Raw genomic sequence first — 17,767 nt, 5'->3', positions numbered from 1 at the left:
TTAGGCGCAATCTCCTGCCCGCCCAGCAGCAGGTGCATTGATTTTTGGCATTTTTCTCTTGTGGCTGCCCGGGCGTCTGCGCCATAGTCGAAGCGCTTTGACCGCCTTTGGAGGGAATGCGCGGTCAGGCAAGGGAGAGGAATGCCTGCAGTGAATCTCAAAGAACTATCGCAGATGCTCGGCCTGTCGCAGACGACGATCAGCCGGGCGCTCAACGGCTATCCGGAGGTCAACAAGGAGACACGGGAACGCGTGCTCCAGGCCGCGAGGGAAACCGGCTACCGGCCGAACCGCGCGGCCCAGAGGCTCGCGACCGGAAAGGCCGGCTCCATCGGGTTGATCATGCCGATCTCTCCCGATCACAGCTCGGACATGCATTTTGCCGAATTCCAAAGCGGGTTGGCGGAGGCATCGATCGTTCACGACTTCCATTTCGTCATCATGCCCTCCCGTGCCGAGGACGAGGAACAGGCGATCCGCTGGCTGGTCGCGAGCGGCAGTGTCGACGGCTATTATCTTGCCTATGTACGCGACCGGGATCCGCGGATCACGATGGCGAAGTCCCTGTCCCTGCCCTTCATCGTTCACGGCCGGTCCTTCGGACTGGAGCTGGATTATCCCTTCCTCGACGTGGACAATGAAGGCGCCTTCTACGATGCGACGCGCTTTCTTCTGCAGCTCGGGCATCAGCGATTTGCGTTGCTGAACGGCCCATCGGATCTCGACTTTGCCCACCGCCGCAGGCTCGGGACCGAGAAAGCCTTAGCGGAAAAGGGATTGCTGCTCGATCCCCGCCACACCCGGCACAGCTTCATGGGCGACGAACAGGGCTATCGCGGCATGAAGGAGATCCTGGCCTCGGCCGATCGCCCGACCGCCGTTCTTTGCGCCAGTACCGTTCTCGCGCTGGGCGCCGTCAGGGCGATGAACGAAGTCGGGTTGAAGCTCGGAACGGACATCTCGCTGATTGCCCATGACGACGAGTTGCCGCTGTTGAAGCCGGAGAATTTCTCCATCCCGCTGACGACCACACGTTCGTCACTGCGCGCTGCGGGAAAACGCATCGGCGAACGGTTGATCGCGATGATCAACCAGAGCGAACCGGCAGCCCCGGAGCAGGAATTGTGGAAGGTGGAACTGGTTGTCCGGGCCTCGACGGGCCCGGCACCAACCTAAATCAGTCTCACGACCGGCCTCGCTTAAAAGCTCGGTGCTGCAACACCCGCGCGGCGATGGGCAGCGATCACGGTGTTGGCCATCAGCATGGCGATCGTCATCGGTCCCACACCGCCGGGAACCGGAGAGATGGCCTTGGCGATCGGCTTGCACTCGGCAAAGGCAACATCGCCCACCAGCTTGAACTTCCCCTCACCCTTTTCCGGAGCCGCGACGCGGTTGATGCCGACATCAATGACGGTCGCGCCCGGCTTCAGCCAGTCGGCCTTGACCATTTCGGCTCGACCGACGGCAGCCACCAGAATGTCGGCCTGACGGGCAAGTTCCGGCAAGTCACGGCTGCGCGAATGGCCGATGGTGACGGTGGCGTTGGCATTCAGCAGAAGCTGCGCCATCGGCTTGCCGAAAAGGTTCGAGCGGCCGATAACGAGGGCGTTGAGGCCCGAGAGATCCTTGCCGTGGATCTGGCGGACCAAGATCATGGCGCCGGCGGGCGTGCAGGAGATGAGCCCGGTCTTCAGGTCACCGGTCGCCAGCTTGCCGGCATTGAGGATGTGCAGTCCGTCGACGTCCTTTTCCGGCAGGATCGACTGGATGACCGGCTCGCTGTCGAGATGTTTCGGAAGAGGGAGCTGGACAAGGATCCCGTCGATATCGGGATCGGCGTTCAACGCGGCGACCAGCGCCATCAGGTCTTCCTGCGAGGTCTCTTCCGGCAGCGTATGCTGGATGGAGTTGAAGCCGCACTGCTTGGCCATGCGGCTTTTCGCGCCGACATAGGCATGGCTTGCCGGGTCGTCACCGACGATGACGACGGCAAGGCCGGGTTTGCGATGGCCGGAACTTTCGAGCGTCGTTGCCGCTGAGGTTACCGCTTCGATGACCGAAGCGGCGGCTGCCTTTCCGTCGATTACCGTTGTCACTGTGCTCAATCCCCATCTTCCACTGGCGGCAAGCTAGCGCCAACGGAAGGGCACCATTTGCCTGTCACCGTCCTATGCTGTCAAATTGCGGCATATTGCAAGGCAGGATTGGAGCTCGATCTCACGCCGGCTTCGGGTCGGGCTGGCGCAGCCGGTGGCGGATCACATGGCCGAGAAAGACGGGAATGCCGAGGACATAACGCCGCCAGAGGCGAGAGGGCTCGAGCCAAAGGCGAAACAGCCATTCGGATCGCAGCTGTCGGATCCAGCCCGGCGCACGCGCCACACGCCCCGAGACGAAGTCGAGAAGCGCACCGACGCTGATCACAACGCGGGCATGCTCTGCCGTCAGGTGGCGATCGACCCATTTTTCCTGCAGGGGCGTGCCCATGGCAACCAACAGCAAATCGATGCGGGCGTCCTCGATGCGGTTCAGGATCACCTGCGGATCGGCGCGATCGAAATAGCCGTCGGAAATCTCGATGAAGTCGTGCCACGGAGTGCGCTTGCGGAAGTTTCTGGCGGCCGCCTGAAGAACCTCCGAGGTCGCACCGAGAAGCCCGACGCGCAGGGGCTTGGAGATGAAGGTCAGCGCGGCTGGTACGAAGTCGGTGCCGTTCAGATTGGCCGTGAAGCGACCGCCGTGCAGGAATTGCGCGGCGACATCGACACCGATCCCATCGGGGAGCACCAGGCAGCGGCTGAGCACGTCGCGATATTCGGGATCGCGCACCATGACATTGGCATTGTTGGCGTTCAGAAAGGCAATGTGAGTGAAGCCGTCGCGTAAGACCAGCTTGCGCTCCAGAAGCGCCAGCGCCTGATTCCAGCCGAGGTCATGGACGGGCATGCCGAGGATCGGCAGCACGGGAACCGGATGTTCAGGGACGAGCTGCGGAGCGCCGTCGACCGGTTGTTTTAAAGCAGTAGACGAGGAAGCTGGCATGAGAGGTCCCGAAGATCTAGGCTTCGGACCGTATCAGCGACAGCTGAAATTCAAGTGAAAACCGGCAGTCGAAGTTTCACGTCTGGCGAAAGACTTCGTTTACCCTGCCGCGGCGGGATAACCCCCGCTGCGCGATCAATGGCCTGAGGATGCCGGCTGTTCCTCGACCTTTTCGCCTTCGACGACGGTCGTCATCTCCATCGGCTTGGATCCGCCGTCGGCGGCCTTGCGGGCTGCGTCCTTGGAAACATAGTCGAGCTGCTCGATCAGCACCTGATCGACCATGCCCTCGCCCAGCCTTGCATTCATCTCGGTCTTGATCTTCTCGCGGAAGTCGTTGACGTCGAAGGCGGAGACATTGCCGATATCGACCATCTTGTTGCCCACCAGCAGCGTGAAGAGCTGGTCGGTCATCAACTCGGTCGTGGGCAGCGTCTGTCCCTTGACCTTTTCCTTGTCCATCATGAAGGAGATGCGGGTGAGGAAGTAGCCGGTGACATCACCATTGCCGATGACGGGAATGGTGATCGGCTCGCCCCGGATCAGCTCCAGGGCGGCCTTCTTCGTCTCTTCCTCGCTCGGGCCGGCAGGGGCTGTCGCCAGGTAGATCGAGCCATAGACGGCCCCCAGCGTGACAATGCAGACCCAAAGGCCGATTCCGAGTATCTTGCCCATCAGAACTCGCTGAACTGGAACTGTTCCTGAGAATAGGTGCCGTCACCATCGGCGTCGCGCACGGCGTTCTTCAGGAGATCGGCGACGGCGCGGACTGCGGCCAGGTGGGCCTCGACGCGACGCGCGTTGATGGCGAGCTTTTCCTTCAGGACATGCAGCTGCTCGACGTAGTTCACGGCGAATTCGCGCGGATCGGTGTCACGGAACAGCATGGTCAGCTCGTAGAGGCAACGGCTCTTATGCGCGTTCGATACCTTGAAGTCGAACTCCGGATCCTTGCCGATGCGTTCGTTTTCATTGTCGATGATGCGCTCCAGGCGGCTCAAGACCGTCTTCACACGATATTCGCTCGAAACAACTTCCATGAAATTCTGCCCTGTCTTTCGAAATTCGATCAGTTTTTGGTGTCAGTGTCTGCGGCAGCGCCGAGGGTGCGGCGTTCGAGATCCGTCACCCAGCTCATGGCGAGGCCGCGATCCGTCTCGTCAGTGGCGGCATTGACGCTCTCTTCGCCGCGAACGCGCTGCAGAGCCTCTTCATACATCTGCTTGGCAATGCCCACGCCGCCCGATTCGGCGAGCGTCGAGCCGAGCTGCTCTGCCATCATGCTCTTCCACATTTCGCCGGCATTGCCCTTGCCGTAGACTTCCTCGCTCTCGTCCGGAAGCATGCTCTGGACGAAGTTCGTCAGGTAGACGGCTTCGAAATCGCGATAGATCTTCGGCGGTTTGCCGACTTCCTCGGTCTTTTCGGCCGTGGCTTCGATCCGCGCGGCATTGGTGGTCCGGTTGAGAATGTCGACGGTCGCGCTGAAGCCTGCGCCCTTCTCGGCGAGACTGTTCGCCATGAAGTTAGCGCGGTTGGTCTTCAGCTGTTCCTGGGCGGCAGCGACTTGCGCCGGATCGGCGGCGCGGATCACGTCCAGCACCAGATCGCTCGGAGGAGAAATGGCCACGGTGACATCCTCGATTTTCGTTCGAGGCGACTATCACTCGTGAAGCTTGTCGGAGGCTGGTGTGGCGAACTTGATGTCGATCAGGTCGTAGATGGCATCATCGTCGCGCTCGCGTTCTTCGTGATCGCGCGCTTCCTTCATGTTCTCCTCCAGGCGATCGCCTTTGGCGCGCTCGCGCATCAGCTTCATTTCCTGGACCTGCTGGAGACCATGCAGCTGCTTGTCCGTGTTCGACAGGCGGTCGAAGCGATCGGCATAATTCTGCGCGAACAGCCGGTGCAGCGGTTCGAGCGAGCCGATCGCTTCCATGACGGTTTCCATTGAGCGCGCGTTTTCTTCGATGCGCTGCGCGGTGATGCCGAGATCGCTCTCGGCCATGCGTTCCATGTGACGCTGCACGGCGACGAGACGCTTCAGCTTGTCGGATTTTTTCTGCGGCCCCACGGCTTCCTCGTCAGAAGTTGAAGATCATCGGGAAATACTGCGCGAACTGCATTACCATGGCACCAATGGTGAAATAGACCAGCAACAGGCCACCCATCAGCAGATAAGGCGTGGAGATGTAGAAGACGGGCACCTGGGGGGCGAGCTTGTTCACGAGGCCGACGGCGAAGTTGAACATCAGGCCGAAGATCAGAAACGGGCTCGCCAAGCGCAACATGAGCATGAAGGTCTGCGACAAGGTATCGGTGAGCGTGATCAGCATCTTCTGGCTGTCCGGCATGCCGCCGAGCGGCATCACGGCGTAGCTGTCGACCAAAGCCCGAAAGACCACATGGTGGAAATCCAGCATGAAGAGCACGAGCAATCCACCGAAGGAGATGAGGTTGGTCATCTGGTTTTCGGAGCTGTCTTCAAGCACGTCCATGGCACCGGGGGTGTTGAGGCCGATGGCCATGGAAACCGCCGAGCCGGCAAACTGCAGGCCCAAAACATAGAGACGCGGAACCAGACCGTACATCAGCCCTATCAGCAGTTCCGAGACGATCACGCCGACCAATGACGCCGCCGTTCCGCTCACGCGGGGATAGATCGTGTCGAAGAGAAGCGGCGTCATGGCCAGCGAGACCGCAAAAGCCAAAAAGAAGCGGATCGTGGTCGAGATGCGGGCCGATGAAAAACCAGGCAGGGTCATGATGCAGGCACCGATGCGACAGAAGATCGCAAAGAGTACCAGCACAGTCCCCTGCGGGTCAGCAATCATGAAATGGAGCCCAAAATCTTGATCTCGATGCCCTTGGCCAGTTCCACATGCGAGAGAACCGGCAAGGTGGCAAAGAGTCGTTCGATGATCATGCGCACATAGGACCGTGTTTCGGGCGATGTGACAAGAACGAAGGGCAGTCCTCGGTCCATGAATTCACGGATAACCTGGCTGGCCTGCTCCGAGAACTCTTCCAGGCTGCGCGGATCGATGTCGAACTCCACGATTTCGCCCTTGGCATCGCGCTTCAGTGCCTGGTGGAAGACGAGGTCCCACTTGGAGCCGAGGCGCAGGACACGCAGCACGCCGTTGTCGGTCAGGTCGCCGCAGAGCTGCTGGGCCATGCGAACGCGGACATGCTCGACGATCTGCTCGGTCTTGCGAACATGCGGCGCGAGTTCGGCAACCGCTTCGAGGATGAGATGCAGGTTGCGGATCGAAACGCGTTCGGCCAGCAGCAGCTTCAGCACCGCCTGCAGACCGGAATAGGACATGTGCGACGAGCAGATCTCGTCGGCCAGCTTCTTGTATTCGGGATCCAGACGATCGATCAGGACCTTCACATCCTTGTAGGACAGGAGCTGCGGCAGGTTGTTGCGGATGACTTCCGAGACGTGGGTGAGAACCACCGACACGTTGTCGATCGGGTGGAAGCCTTCACGCTTCAGTTCCTCGGTGAAGGTTTCCAGAACCGAGACGGCCGGCATGCCGAAGGCAGGTTCGCGGATCTCGTCGCCGGGCACATTCGGCTTGCGACCGGAACCGGTGACAACGAGGACTTCGCCGACGCGCAGATTGTTCGACGCGACCGTCGTGCCATGGATGCGGATCTGGTAGGCCTTTTCCGGGATCGCGATATCGTCGGTGACCTTGATTTCGGGCACCACGAAACCGTACTGGCTCGCGAATTTCTTGCGCATCTTGCCGACGCGGAAGGCGAGTTCCTGGTGGGCGCCAAGCAGGCGGGTCGAGACGAGCTTACCGAGCGCCAATTCGATTTCGGAGGTCTTGAGGACCGACTTGACCGAATCCTTCTCGGCTTCCTTGTTCTGGATGACCTTCTTTTCTTCCTGTTCGCGCTTCAGCTTGTTTTCAGCTTCCAACTGGCGCGGGATGAACCAGGCGCCAAACGCCATCAGGCCGCCAAGAGCAGTGAAGGGGATGAGCGGCAGACCCGGCACCAGCGCGAGCGCGCCCATGAGGGCTGCGGCGACCGAAAGCGCGCGCGGGTAACCGCTCAGCTGATTGACGACGGCCTGGTCAGTCGAACCGGGCGTGCCGCCGCGCGAGACCAGAAGGCCGGCGGCGAGCGAGACGATCAGCGCCGGAACCTGGGAAACGATACCGTCACCGACGGAGAGCTTGACGAAAACGTCGGCCGCCTCGCCGAGCTCCATGCCGTGGCGGAAGTAGCCGATAACGATACCACCGACGACGTTGATCGCCGTGATGATGAGGCCTGCGATCGCGTCGCCGCGGACGAACTTGGACGCACCGTCCATGGCACCGAAGAAGGAGCTTTCCTGCTCCAGTTCGCGGCGTCTGTGCTGGGCTTCCTTCTCGTCGATGATGCCTGCCGACAGGTCGGCATCGATCGACATCTGCTTGCCGGGGATGGCATCGAGGGTGAAGCGGGCGCCGACTTCCGCGATACGGGTCGCACCCTTGGTGATGACTATGAAGTTCACCGTGATCAGGATCAGGAAGACGATGAGACCGATGACGAAGTCGCCGCCCATCACGAGGTTCGAGAAGCCCGCGATGACGCCGCCGGCGGCACCATGGCCCTCGTGGCCGTGGGTCAGGATCACGCGTGTCGTCGCGATGTTGAGCGACAGGCGGATCATGGTGGCGATCAGCAGGATCGTCGGGAAGGACGAGAAATCAAGCGGACGCTGGATCCAGAGGGCAACCATCAGGATCAGCACCGAGAGCGCGATCGAGAAGGCCAGGCCGACGTCAATGAGGAAGGGCGGGATCGGCAGAAACAGAATGCACAGGATCATTACGATCCCGAACGCGAAGCCGATGTCACGCCCGCTCGGGCTTGCCTTCGGGATTACGAGTGCAGGTGGTTGCGCCATGTCCGTTCCATCTCTTCATGAGAAGTCATCCGGAAGACCATGCTTCCGGCAGTCTGCCCGAGAGAGATAGAAGGTGAAGCTTGCGCGAGGGTGTCAGAGCCCGGCTAAAAGCCGGATTGTATTCGCGAGAAGACGAGGTTCGTGAACAGATTGATCTGCGCGCCGACGAAGGGGGCCGAAATGCCGATGGTGATCATGATCGCCAGGATCTTCGGAACGAAGGTCAGGGTCATTTCCTGAACCTGGGTCAGTGCCTGGATCAGGGCAATGACGACGCCGACGATCATGCCGGCAGCAACGGCCGGACCCGAGGCGATGATGATCGTCCAGATCGCGGCCTGCAAGATATCGAGAGCATCAGCCTCATTCATGAGACGGGTATCCTTTCGGAGCGGCGAATCATGCCATCCACTCCGAAAGGACTAGCACGTTAGGAGTCGGTCGTCTCGGTTGCGGGCGCGGTGCCAACACGAACGCCGACAACGATCGGGATTTCCTTGCCTTCGGTCGTAGTGGCCACCATCGTGTCGCTATAGACGCGAACCGAGGCCACGACGCCGCTGGTCTTTTCATCGGCGCTGGTGATGGTCTTGCCGATGTAGGACGAGGCGTTTGTCAGGGCATTGCCCGTGATCAGCGTCTCGAGGTTGGAGTTCATCTGGATCGACTGTTCGACCTGCGAGAACGTCGCCAGCTGCGCAATCTGTTCGCTGGCGTCCATCGGATCGGTCGGATCCTGGTTCTTCATCTGGGCGATGAGCAGCTGGAGAAAGCTGTCATAATCCAGAGAAGCCTTGGCAGATGCCTGGCTTGCCGCACTGTTCGACGTCGACTGCGTTGTGGTCGTCGTCGTGGTGCCGGTGACTGCGTCTACCGCCATGGCGCAATTTCCTTGCGGATCTGTTCGATCGTTGCCGGCGCCATTTCCTGATTGTTCAGGATGCGATCTTCGATCGGATAAAGCTGGCGGATGGCTTTCAGGGCATCAAAGGCGCGGCCGGAGGACACCATTCCGTCGATACGCTTCAGTTCGGCGAGAATCTCTTCGTTCTCGAAGCACGACAGCAGCATGATGACCGACTTGCGGAACATGGCCAGCGACTGATCCTTGCCTTCGGGATTGATCAGCATCATCTGGGCGATGAAATACAGCTGGCGCAGCGGCGTCGTTGCCTGCTCCGGCTGGAGAACGTGGTTCTCGAGCAGGAAGGTGACATCGTTCAGGAACTCGAGGGCAACCTTGCGGTCGACGCGCAGAACCGCTCCATTGATGAAAATACGTTCGCCCGACTTGAGCGAGATGCGCAAAGTGCTCTTCATTTAAGTCCATCCCTGATGATGGTTGTCACGTCGATAATGCCCTGGAAGTTTTCCGACTCGCGTTTGCGGATTCGGTCACACTCTTTCAAAATCCAGATGGCGATGGAAATCAGGTTGGCGCGGACTTCCTCGCCCAACTGGTTTTCGGGGTTTTGCAGATCTTCAATCAGCCGGACCCAGACCCGGCGGGTATAGAACAATGCCTCAATCGCCTCGCGGGAATACCCCTTCTTGTCCCGCGCGGCGCTCAGGAGCTGGATGCAACGGTCAAGGGCCTGCCGTTCGCGCTCCTTGGCGTCAGCGACGCCATCCTCCATGATTTCGGCATATGAGAACTGGTACATTCAGTTGCCCTTCACAGTTTCATTTCACCCTTTGCTCATCAAAGGTAGTTGACAAGACTCAACGCCTGGATCTTCGAGGTCAGCGTGTAAGATGCTTCCACCATGGAAAGCAGAGAGTTAACGCGAGTCGACGCTTCGTACGCATCTACTTCAATCTTGCTAGACAGGCTGGTCTCGATAATATCCACCTGAACCTTGAGCGAGGCATCCGCCTTCTCAATTCGGTTCTGCGAAAGACCAAGTTCCGAGCGCGTCGAGTTGATCCCGGTGATGGCTCGACCGGTGTAATCGATCGCCTTGTTGATCGCCGTCGTCACCGCATTGGCCGGAGCACCAATCGTCATCAGCTCCTTGGTGACGATGGCGGCCAGCGCAAAGTAACGGAAGCCGTTCTCATTGGCGGACGCGGAGGTCTGCACCGTCTCCGACTGCGTGATGCGGCTCGTCATGGCCTGATCGGTGGCGCTCGACCAATTGGTGGTCCAGTCCGCACCTGTGAACATCGGCTCCAGCACCGTGGTGATGAAGTCTTCCATGCTCGGCGTGCCGGTCGCCGCGATGGTCGCGGTGCCTGCCGTGTCGGTGGGCGGGAAGCCGAAGTAGGTCGTGAACGCCGCATCGAAGGCCGTCTTGGCCGCCGAAGTGTCGGTGTATTCGGCAATCGGCTGAACATCGGTGTTGATGCCGGCAAACAGGAATTCGCCATTGGCCGACTGGTTGGCCATGCTGGTCATGGTCGACAGCGAATTGCTGACCGTCATGATCGTGGTGTTGATCGTGTCACTGTTCGACGAACCGGAGATGGTGATCAGCGCGTTGTTCATCTCTTCCGCGGCGGTCGCGATCTGCTTCAAGGCTTCCTGAGAGGCCGAGAGACGCTGGGTGGCGATCGAGTTGTTGCTGATCATCGAGTTCAGCCGCAGGCTTTCCCGATTGAGGTCCACCACAGTCGAGGTCTTGCTGCCGAGCTCGGCGCCGATATCCGCATAAAACCCGGTGCTGACCTCCTGCTGCGACTTGAGCAGCTCGTTCTGCGCCTGACGGATCGTCAGCCGCATCGAGGTCTGGGTCGAAAGATTAGAAACGCTGGCTGTCGACATCAGGGATTACCCCGCCATTTCGAGAACGGCCCTCAGCATCTCGTCAACGGTGGAGACGAGCTTTGCCGCGGCCTTGTAGGACTGCTCTACATCGAGCAGCAGCGAGAGTTCTTCATCGAGGCTGACGGCCGTCTTGGAAGAATAGGTCTGGAAGGTCCGCTCGTAGAGCGCCTGCTTGTTTTCGTTTGCCGTCGTCGCGTTCGAGCGCAGCTCTTCGAGCCAGCCGATCGAGTTGCTGGCGAAGGACAGGACGCTCGCATCGGTCTTGAGATCGGCATCCGCGGAGAAGCTGCGGTTGGCTGCAAGCTCATCGACGTAGGAATTGATCAGATCCGTGTAGCCGGAGGAGCCATCGACGTTCTGGACATAGGCCGCACCGTTGATGCCACCGTCACGGATCAGCATCGGGTCGCCTCCGGCATCTGAGCGGACAGCCGGATTGACTTGAATAAGGGCAGCCAGTCCAGGTTCGACAGTGCCTGTTGCCGGAACAGTGCCGGTCGGCCAGGTGAAGAGACCGGGCAGTTCGCCACCGCCGAGGGTGTCGACTTCCTGGAAGGCCTCGATGAGGCCGCGGGCGATTTCGTCGAGCTGCGTCTGGAAGGTCGGCGCGATGACGTCGCGGATCTGCACCAGCGAGGCAAGCGAACCCTGGCCATCGGTGTTGCCGCCGACGCCAGCACGGACCGGCGTACCATCGATGTAGATCGCATTTCCGGTTACGGTCGAGTCGTACGTGTAAGTACGCACGAAGCTGACTTCGCGAGGATCGGTCTCGAACAGCGTCGTGCCGTCATAGGTGTAGAGCACCATGTCGCTGTTGTCGCGCATGTTCACGGAAACGCCGACGATCGCGGAGATCTCCTTGAGCAGCGTATCGCGCCGGTCGAGATAATCGTCCGCGTTTCCGCCGGTTGCCGTCTGGCGCACGACCGTATCGTTGACGATCTTGAACTCGGCGAGAAGCTTATTCAGCGTCTCGACCTGCTCGAACATCTGGGCGTCGGTGTCTTCGCGCAGTTCCTGCGTCGTCGCGGTCGCATTGTTCAGCGAGTTCACGACGTCGATGGCGTCCGTCACCACCGTGGAGGCGAGTGCATACTCACCGGGCGAGGCGGCAAAAGACTGAAGGCTGCTCTGCAGATTGGCAAGGTAGGCGGACGGCGACAGCTCGTAATCATTGCCGCCGAGCGCATCGGAGAGGGTGGTCAGTCCGTCGAGCAGCGTCGACTGCGCACTTTGCTGCCCAGTCGAGGATGCCATCTGCCGAAGCAGCGCCATCTGCTGCGACCGCTCGTTCTGCACCGACGAGAAACCGTATACGGTCTGCGTGACCACCGCATCCCGGCGAACGTAGTTCTCGTTGCCGGTGTTGGCGATGTTCGTCGAGATCACGGACGTCTGCTGCGACGTGTTCCGGAAAATCGAGTTTGCCGTATTGAGTGACGATGCAAGCGACATAGGACTAACCTACTCTTTCGATTATCTCTTCAGGTTGACCAGGACTTCCATCAACTCGGAGCCCGTCTGGAAAACCTTGGAGTTTGCGGTGTAATTCCGCTGGGACTCGATCATGGCCGTGAGCTCTTCGGCGACATCCACGTTGGAGTCTTCGAGAGCGCCGGACAGGATCGTACCGAAGCCGCTGGAGCCGGCGTAGCCGAGGATGACGACGCCTGAATCGTTGGACTGGGTGTACATGTTGCCAGCCACTGGATTGAGGTTGTCGGGGCTCTGGACGCTGGCAAGCGCGACGCGGAACTTCGGCACCAGGTCGCCATTTTCATAGGCGATCGAGACAATGCCCTTGTCGTCGATTTCGTAGCCCTTGACCTTCGACGCGGCGTTACCGTCGACTTCACCTTCTTCGACAGAGAAGTCGGAGGCGAGCTGCGTGGTGTTGCCGATATCAAGCGCGATGTTTTCGACCGTCGCACCGGCGATGTTGTAGGTCAGGATATCTAGCTGGGCCGGAACCGGGCTCACGAGATTTCCATCGGTGTCGAACTGAAGCAGGGTCGGGGTGACGACCGTGGTGCCGCCGTCGGCTTCCACCGCCGAGACTTCCCACTCGTTGTCCGCCGTCTTCTCGTAAGTGAAGGTGATCAGGCGGCTCGTTCCCTGGCTGTCATAGACCTTCAAGGACGTGGTCTTCTGCTCGCCAACAGCCAGCGAGTTCGGCAGGTTGACGTTCAACGCACCAGATGTCGATGCGACGGCCGAGATCCCGGAACCGGAAAGGTCAACCGGCTCGAGACCGTCGAAACCGTTGACGACGATCGTCGGATCGACATTCGAATCGTATTCGTAGCCCTGCAGGGTGTAGCCTGCGGTGTTCTTGAGCGTGCCGTCGTCCTGCAGGACGAAGGAGCCAGCGCGGGTCATGTAAGGGGTGCCATCGTCACCCTTGACGATGAAGAAGCCGTCGCCGTTGATGGCGAGGTCGGTCGTCGAGGTGGTGTAACTGAAAGTGCCCTGGCTCGAAATCGAGTAGCGGACATCCGTTTCGACGCCACCGGAATTGTAGGCGCCGTTCGTGGCCGGCAAAATCATGGATGAAAACTGCACCGAGGCCTTCTTGTAGCCAACGGTGCTGGAATTGGCGATGTTGTCAGCGACAGTGCTCAGCCGGTTCGACTGGGCGTTCATGCCGGAGACACCCGTTCGCATGGTTCCGTAAAGGCTCATGTCAAAATCCTCGTTTTGTAGTCAATGGGGAGAGTATGAGGTGGGCCTTGCGTGAAGCTGTCTGGCTCGAGGGCCCTTCAAGTTTTCACCTCGCGGCGAGGAAAAAACTGCGGCCGCTCAAGGGCGGCCGCGGCATGCAATGATCAGCTCCAGTCGATGCAGTAACCGAGGAAGCGTTTGGAATCGACGGGGTCGAAACCGAGCTTCTTGCGCAGCTTCTTGCGCAGCTTGGAGATGTGGCTCTCGACGACGTTCTCTTCGACTTCCTCGTCGAAGATGCCGTAGATCGCATTGAAGATCTGGGTCTTCGAGACGCGACGACCGCGGTTGGAGACCAAATATTCGAGGATGCGGCGCTCGCGGCGCGGCAGGGGGAAGACGTCGCCGGCGATCTCGGGATCGCGGCCGTCAGAGAAAACCTTGATCGGACCGATCTCGGTGAAGTTGGTGATTGCCCGCAGACGCCGGCGGATTGCCGCAGCGCGTGCCAGGATTTCACGAGGATGAACCGGCTTGCGAACCACGTCATCGACGCCGCAGTCGAAGAGTGCCAGTGTCGCCTCCAGGGATGGCTGATCGCTGACTGCGATCACCGGCGCCTGGGTCCGATCGCGAATTGCCCGCGGCAATTCGAGTGTCGCCTCGCCCTGTCCGAGCAGGAAGGCTTCGACCGCCGCGATGTCGGAATCAGCGGCCGTATTGACCCATTCCCCGAACTCGCGTGGGTCGAAACCCGTCGAGGGAATGCCCTCGCGCCCAAATAGTGATGTGTATCCGTCCTTAACGAGCTCGCGCTCATCAACCACTACGATCATTCGTCCGCCTCCGAATCAGTGTGGTGTTTCGATGCACAATGCGTACGAATCGGAGGATTCACGAACAACTAGGAAAACTTAACCATAGTAATTAACGATTGATTAACCATTGGGTGCCGATTTGAACTAGATATAGTAGATGCAGCGCACTGTCGGCACTATTTTTCGGTGGAAAAGTTAACGCAAGTTTCGCACAAGGTCTTGCCCTGCACCCCTGCATCGCAGTCTCGCCACATTTGGCAAATCGGCACAATCATAGCTGTCAAACAACCACTGGCTGTTATTCACCGCAAAATTGTCGCGCATTGGGCGTCCAGTTTCCATAGCCCGTTGCCACAAGATTGGCGATGACCCGACACACATAGCGCTTCTGCGCGGGGTCATTGTTCGGTCCTGCGTGGTATCTGGCGACCGCCATCGTCCAGGTCTCGTGACGGCTGTGCAGATTGCTGAGGAAGCGCGCGGCGTATTCCACGTTGCGCCTCGGGTCGAACATGGCTTCGACGGAGGTGAAATGCTCCCCATGGAAGTGCTGGTTGATCTGCATGCAGCCGACGTCGATGAGAACGGCGCCGCTCTCCCTGGCGCGCTGAAAGCCTTCGAGCGCCTCCTCGAGCCCGTCGAAGTAATAGGCCTTGCCTTCGACATTCATGGCGTAGGGTTGAAGGCTACCCTTGCGCCCCGTCTCCGTCAGACCAACCGAATAGAGTATGCCTTCAGGGATGCCGTATTTGGCCGCGGCGGCGCTGATTGCGCCCTCGCAGTCACGCAGGCTGGCGTCGGCGTCAGATGTAAAGCTGACCAGGGCGAGTGCTGCGAGCGTCGGAAGCTGGAGTATCCGCTGCTTGGACCAAACGCTCATCTGCCACCCTCGCTCCACCGCCTGCCATTTCACCCTGGCTCTGTCGTTCGCCGCCACCCTGACTGCCTGCCTGGAAGGACTGCTGCTGGCCAGGCTGCTGGCCCTGTGGTCCGTTCTGGCTCGTGTCGGCACTGCGGTCGACTGTTGCGACCTGCATGTTCACCTGAACCTGATCGACAACCAGACCCTGGGCGCGCAGCGCCTTCAGGATATCACTCTGATCGTTCTGCAACTGACGCAGGGCCGCGGGGTTGTCGACCGTCAGCTGGACGCTGAGTTCCTCACCCGACAGCCGCAGTGTGGCCGTCACGCTGCCCAGCTCGATCGGCGTCATCTGGATCTTCAAAGTGTGTACGACCTTGCCCTGGCTCGACAGGGTTGCGGCATTGGCAAGCTCAGAGCCGGGAGACATGGCACCGACCCACTCGCTGTCGCCCAGCATGGCAGCCGAAATGGACGCCGCGTTGGTAGTCGACACCGGCGCGATGTAACGGCGGCTGTCGACCACGGTGACCGTCTCGACCGCCTTTGCCTCGGACTGTTCAGAACCCGCTGCGCCTTCGCTCCGCAGGAAGAGAGACTGCCCCTTGCCGTCCGCCCTCACGAAACGGAAATCCCGGTCACCATCAGCGTCCCCGCCATCGGCAGTGGATGCGTCTGCCTGTTCTTCACTGGCGATCGCAGTCATTAGACCGTTCGCCGCCTTATTCTCGTCCTTGGCGTTCTTGTCGCCCTTGCCGATTTCCTCGCCTTTCTCCGTCAGCTTCGTCTCTCCACCGACCAGAAGCTGGAGAATATCTGCAAGGTCGGAAGCCTTCGCGTCTGAACCTGCACCATCAGTCGTCGACAGATCGGCGCTGGTCTCGTCGCCAGCCTCTGCCCCCTGGCGGTCGCGAACGGCGGCCATGGCCTTGGCAAGCTGGGCTTTCAGTGCCGGATCGAGCCCCTCGATCTCGACCTGCGGTTCATCGCCCAGCTTTGCGTCACCCTTGCCCTTGGCCTGCCCCTTGGCATTGGCGAGAAGCCGAACAAGATCGCCCATGGAGACGTCGTCGGGCAGAGCTTCGAGTTCTGCCAGCAGCGCATCGTCGATGGTGAGCATCTGGGCGTCTGCACTGCGCGTGGTGCCCTTGGTCTGTGGGCGATCGGCCTCGGTCTCAACACTTGCCGTGTCGTCTTCCGCCTTACGCTCCTTCGATGCGCCGCGCTCCTGCTCGCCCGAACTCGACAGCACCTTCGAGAAGCTGCCACCGTCTTCGGACTTGTCCGCTCGGCCGGCGGCCGATGGCGACGCTGCGCCATCCGAAACGGGCATTCTGGGAGCTGAAAGTGCGTCCATCATGGTCAGGGGCCTTCTTTCTGGAGAAGATCATCAATGGCATCGAGTTTGGACCGGCCCGTCTCGACGAAAGTGCGCAGTTCCGGATCAATCTCGGCCTGCTCGGCAGGCGGCGTTTCCGGCGCTGCGGCTGCAGGCTGAACCTCCGCTTCGGGCAAAGCGCTTTCGGTCTGTTGCGGTTGGGCGAAGGGATCCTGAAGATCCTGATCGGCCGCTGCGGCTTCGAGGGCTGCGCTTTCGGCGGAGACCTCAGCCGGCGGCAATTGCGGCTTTTGCGCAGGCTCCGGCTTGCGCAGAACCTCCTTGGCAACCGTCTCGGCGGCCTGCCTCAGAGCGCGGTCCCGAGGCGAAAGCGCCTCTTCCGGGATGGTCATCAGCACAGCCATGGCGTCATCGACGTTTTCCGTCGGCACGCCGACGAGGCTGCCATAGAGCCTGGCGAGAGCGTCTGCACCTTCCTCGCTGCCCGAGAGCAGTTTTGCCTGTTCGGCAGCCATTGTCGCCAGTTCCTTGCGGCCGGCGATTGCGGCCTCACGGGCAACGCGGAGATAGACTTCCCGGCGCCGGTCGACATCCATGTAGCCGAGCGTCGCATCGATATCTTCGGGCTTCAAGACCTCGTAATGCTCGACCACGAAGCGCACGAAGAGATCGGCGAACTGGCTGGCATAGGGAGAATAGAGGAAGCGGCGGGCGTAGCCATTGGCGTAGAGGGACGCCTTGTCGACGATCTTGGCATCGACTGCGACGGCGAGCGAACGGCGCAGGGCAGCCTCCTCAACGATCGTGCCGGGTGCGGTCAGACGGGCCCAGTCGTAGAACTTCAAGGCCGCCGCAGGATCCTTGGTCAAGGTGACATTGCCGGCGACCAGGGCGAGATAGGGGCCGATCTTGGCGTTCTTGTATTCAACGGCCATATCGCCGAGCGTCTTCGCAATCAGTGTACCCTTGCCGCTCAGATACTTACGCAAGGCGTCGCTGACGCGGTTGTCGAAGTTACCGTCGATGTCGCGCGCAACGAGATATTCGAGCGTCGCGGGGTTGCCCCCGCTCATGGCATAGATGAGCGCCGCATCGACATTGCGGGGATCCTGGAAGGTCTTCGGGTCCGCCGTGCGCAGCCGCTCGTCGATCGTGCCCAGCATAAAGCGCTGCATGTCCGCAGCGGAATGGTCGCCCCGGACGACGGTGTCCTGCACGAATTGCAGGGAGCGGAGCATGCGGTACGGCTCGAGCGTCTCGTCCACCTGCTGCGCATGGCCGAACGATCCGGCCGCAAGCACGGCCAGACCAGACAGCACAGAGCAAAGGAGGGACAGTCGCCGAATGGCCATGC

The 17,767-nt window shown here is 60.4% G+C and carries 20 protein-coding genes; 1 reads left to right on the top strand and 19 read right to left on the bottom strand.

The genetic code is table 11. The annotated features are described in order from the left end of the window. Window positions 1-150 precede the first annotated feature (150 nt). Window positions 151-1,176, top strand: coding sequence for a LacI family DNA-binding transcriptional regulator (locus FAA86_RS17470; protein WP_113460286.1), 1,026 nt, complete (start codon window positions 151-153; stop codon window positions 1,174-1,176). Between the two features lie 23 nt (window positions 1,177-1,199). Here the strand turns inward: FAA86_RS17470 and folD are convergent, their stop codons facing one another. The 19 genes from folD to motC all read right to left on the bottom strand — a co-directional run bounded on the left by folD (window position 1,200) and on the right by motC (window position 17,765). Continuing rightward, window positions 1,200-2,099: a bifunctional methylenetetrahydrofolate dehydrogenase/methenyltetrahydrofolate cyclohydrolase FolD gene (gene folD / locus FAA86_RS17465; RefSeq protein ID WP_136542485.1), complete on the bottom strand. Its 900-nt coding sequence runs from the start codon at window positions 2,097-2,099 to the stop codon at window positions 1,200-1,202. 121 nt (window positions 2,100-2,220) lie between these two features. Beyond that, complete coding sequence (locus FAA86_RS17460; protein WP_136542427.1) at window positions 2,221-3,045, bottom strand: WecB/TagA/CpsF family glycosyltransferase; 825 nt, start codon at window positions 3,043-3,045, stop codon at window positions 2,221-2,223. A gap of 135 nt (window positions 3,046-3,180) precedes the next feature. Further along, window positions 3,181-3,720 (bottom strand): flagellar basal body-associated FliL family protein, encoded by a 540-nt coding sequence (locus FAA86_RS17455; protein ID WP_113459864.1) that lies wholly within the window; start codon window positions 3,718-3,720, stop codon window positions 3,181-3,183. Further along, entirely contained in the window at window positions 3,720-4,085 is a 366-nt protein-coding gene (locus FAA86_RS17450) for a hypothetical protein (RefSeq protein ID WP_113459865.1), read from the bottom strand. The genes FAA86_RS17455 and FAA86_RS17450 overlap by 1 nt, the downstream gene beginning before the upstream one ends. Window positions 4,086-4,114: 29 nt before the next feature. Beyond that, entirely contained in the window at window positions 4,115-4,675 is a 561-nt protein-coding gene (locus FAA86_RS17445) for a rod-binding protein (RefSeq protein WP_113459866.1), read from the bottom strand. A gap of 33 nt (window positions 4,676-4,708) precedes the next feature. Beyond that, on the bottom strand, window positions 4,709-5,062 hold the full coding sequence (locus FAA86_RS17440) for a hypothetical protein (RefSeq protein WP_210309974.1): 354 nt from the start codon (window positions 5,060-5,062) through the stop codon (window positions 4,709-4,711). A gap of 67 nt (window positions 5,063-5,129) precedes the next feature. After that, entirely contained in the window at window positions 5,130-5,879 is a 750-nt protein-coding gene (gene fliR, locus FAA86_RS17435; RefSeq protein WP_136542426.1) for a flagellar biosynthetic protein FliR, read from the bottom strand. After that, on the bottom strand, window positions 5,876-7,963 hold the full coding sequence (gene flhA, locus FAA86_RS17430; RefSeq protein WP_113459869.1) for a flagellar biosynthesis protein FlhA: 2,088 nt from the start codon (window positions 7,961-7,963) through the stop codon (window positions 5,876-5,878). Before flhA ends, fliR begins: the two co-directional genes overlap by 4 nt. Before the next feature lie 104 nt (window positions 7,964-8,067). Further along, on the bottom strand, window positions 8,068-8,334 hold the full coding sequence (fliQ, locus tag FAA86_RS17425; RefSeq protein WP_113459870.1) for a flagellar biosynthesis protein FliQ: 267 nt from the start codon (window positions 8,332-8,334) through the stop codon (window positions 8,068-8,070). Window positions 8,335-8,393: 59 nt separating this feature from the next. After that, entirely contained in the window at window positions 8,394-8,843 is a 450-nt protein-coding gene (gene flgD, locus FAA86_RS17420; protein WP_136542425.1) for a flagellar hook assembly protein FlgD, read from the bottom strand. Further along, window positions 8,834-9,283 carry a flagellar biosynthesis repressor FlbT gene (gene flbT / locus FAA86_RS17415; RefSeq protein WP_006726382.1) on the bottom strand — a complete coding sequence of 150 codons (450 nt, stop codon included), beginning with the start codon at window positions 9,281-9,283 and terminating at the stop codon, window positions 8,834-8,836. The genes flgD and flbT overlap by 10 nt, the downstream gene beginning before the upstream one ends. Beyond that, window positions 9,280-9,627 (bottom strand): flagellar biosynthesis regulator FlaF, encoded by a 348-nt coding sequence (gene flaF, locus FAA86_RS17410; RefSeq protein WP_113459873.1) that lies wholly within the window; start codon window positions 9,625-9,627, stop codon window positions 9,280-9,282. Before flaF ends, flbT begins: the two co-directional genes overlap by 4 nt. Window positions 9,628-9,665: 38 nt before the next feature. Beyond that, entirely contained in the window at window positions 9,666-10,727 is a 1,062-nt protein-coding gene (locus tag FAA86_RS17405) for a flagellar hook-associated family protein (protein WP_113459874.1), read from the bottom strand. A gap of 6 nt (window positions 10,728-10,733) precedes the next feature. Continuing rightward, window positions 10,734-12,188, bottom strand: coding sequence for a flagellar hook-associated protein FlgK (gene flgK, locus FAA86_RS17400; RefSeq protein ID WP_136542424.1), 1,455 nt, complete (start codon window positions 12,186-12,188; stop codon window positions 10,734-10,736). Window positions 12,189-12,209: 21 nt separating this feature from the next. Continuing rightward, complete coding sequence (locus FAA86_RS17395; protein WP_136542423.1) at window positions 12,210-13,415, bottom strand: flagellar hook protein FlgE; 1,206 nt, start codon at window positions 13,413-13,415, stop codon at window positions 12,210-12,212. 143 nt (window positions 13,416-13,558) lie between these two features. Further along, a complete protein-coding gene (gene rem, locus FAA86_RS17390) occupies window positions 13,559-14,230 on the bottom strand; it encodes a transcriptional activator Rem (protein ID WP_102019162.1) in 672 nt (223 codons plus the stop codon). Window positions 14,231-14,510: 280 nt separating this feature from the next. Continuing rightward, window positions 14,511-15,092, bottom strand: coding sequence for a transglycosylase SLT domain-containing protein (locus tag FAA86_RS17385; RefSeq protein ID WP_136542422.1), 582 nt, complete (start codon window positions 15,090-15,092; stop codon window positions 14,511-14,513). Further along, window positions 15,016-16,434, bottom strand: coding sequence for a flagellar hook-length control protein FliK (locus FAA86_RS17380; protein ID WP_136542421.1), 1,419 nt, complete (start codon window positions 16,432-16,434; stop codon window positions 15,016-15,018). Before FAA86_RS17380 ends, FAA86_RS17385 begins: the two co-directional genes overlap by 77 nt. Before the next feature lie 2 nt (window positions 16,435-16,436). Beyond that, a complete protein-coding gene (gene motC, locus FAA86_RS17375; protein ID WP_136542420.1) occupies window positions 16,437-17,765 on the bottom strand; it encodes a chemotaxis protein MotC in 1,329 nt (442 codons plus the stop codon). Window positions 17,766-17,767: the final 2 nt, after the last annotated feature.

The organism is Rhizobium rosettiformans W3, from assembly GCF_004912135.1.
Taxonomy (GTDB): Bacteria; Pseudomonadota; Alphaproteobacteria; order Rhizobiales; family Rhizobiaceae; genus Allorhizobium; species Allorhizobium rosettiformans.
The sequence above is the reverse complement of the archived record's forward strand: the minus strand, read 5'-3'. Positions and strand labels throughout refer to the sequence as shown.